Raw genomic sequence first — 1,446 nt, 5'->3', positions numbered from 1 at the left:
GTTCAATAACGCCTCGCGCTCTACGCGGTAGAGGTTTTTCATCGACTTAATCGCCGAGTTAGAAATTCGAAACCGACCGCATCTTGGGCAAGAAAACTCAACGAAACCACCATGTCGCAGTAACACTTCATGTACTGGGTCTTCAGAAACAGGACAGTTGTAATAGGTTTCTAGCATCCATCCTCCAAGTGAGGTCGCAGCATACACCTTATATCAGCCACCACCCAAGAAACCGGCGCCGCGTCGGTAACTATTCTGGTTGGTGAGACACCAGTCCGCCAGAAATCGGAAATTGAATGAACCGTCGCGCGTTTATCGCAGCCATCGGCTTGCTGTTGTCTTCAGGCGCTGCTGTAGCGCTGCCAAAGCCTGACAGGCCGATGAAGAAGAAGCCTGCGAAGTGGCAGAAGAAATGAACTTCGCCGAGGCCATTGAGCGGCTCGAGATTTGGGTCTCGCTTACCCATGCCAATTTCATTGAGGGCATCGACAAACTTGCTCGGGAGATGATGGCTTTCGCTGCGGGTGAATTGCGCATGCAGTGCCCGGCCAGCCTCCCAGCTCAGTTCCGCCTCGATACCGAGATGGAGCCCTATGGCCAATATGTGCCCGACATCAAGGTTGTGGTGCTCAAGCAATGGGATGGAAGCCCGCAGCACCAAGGAGTGCTGGCGCACGAAATCGCGCACTACGTCCAGGCCTTCAATGATCTTCCGTTCTGCGAAGAGCAGGCGTATCGCGTTCAACGCGCTTGGCTGCAGAGAGAGGCAGTATGACGACGCCGCCGGAGCCTTGGCTCACGAGCCGTGGGAGGTAAGCAGCGCGCGCCAGGAGAGTAAGGATCAGCATGAGATCGCGATCAGCGCGGTCATGCTGGTCGCTGTCGTTGTCACAATGGCGCTGGGCTTCTTCCTGATCGGGTGCTCGTCGATCACCAGGCTAGCGATCGATCCTTACGGGCAGGGTGTTTGCACTGTTGAAACGAAGTTGGAAGGTGGATGTTGATGGCTGTGCCCTAGCACCCAGTGCGGAATCACAAGATACTCGATCCGGAAACAAATGGGATCAAGTATCGTGGCCACTGAAGATCATCTTGATAAAGAGACGTCTGTTTCGCTAGCGCTCAAAGACGCGGGCGTCGAATTCAAAAGCAAATCCCGAACATTATCAATCATCGACAGAATGGCGGCGAATTTCTTCGAACGACGCAGTTTTAAAGGTGAGCGGGACGTGCAGATCAATCGTCAGAAACTCGAAATCGAGCTTTCACTGATCAAAAGGGCCTCCGAGACTTTGTTGAAGCGCGCGGAAATAGATGAGCAATTTGCAGAAGACATTCTTGCTGGAACGTTTGCGAAAGATGCTCGACGTCAATTGAACAAAGATGGCGTTGTTGAAGCGGCTTTAGAGCAGTTGAGACTTGAGCCTCCAAGTTCCGATGTTAATT

2 protein-coding genes are annotated in these 1,446 nt (G+C 52.9%); both read left to right on the top strand.

Annotation, left to right across the window (positions count from 1 at the left end; translation table 11 throughout):
* Positions 1 to 400 precede the first annotated feature (400 nt).
* Positions 401 to 775: a DUF6782 family putative metallopeptidase gene (locus AAAB35_RS25835; RefSeq protein ID WP_340671204.1), complete on the top strand. Its 375-nt coding sequence runs from the start codon at positions 401 to 403 to the stop codon at positions 773 to 775.
* 298 nt (positions 776 to 1,073) lie between these two features.
* The coding region (locus AAAB35_RS25830; RefSeq protein WP_340671203.1) for a hypothetical protein at positions 1,074 to 1,446 on the top strand (373 nt) is incomplete at its 3' end.

The organism is Phyllobacterium sp., assembly GCF_037994425.1.
In the GTDB taxonomy this organism is placed as follows: Bacteria; Pseudomonadota; Alphaproteobacteria; order Rhizobiales; family Rhizobiaceae; genus Phyllobacterium.
Note: the sequence above shows the minus strand (reverse complement) of the source record. Positions and strands in the feature narration are given on the sequence as shown.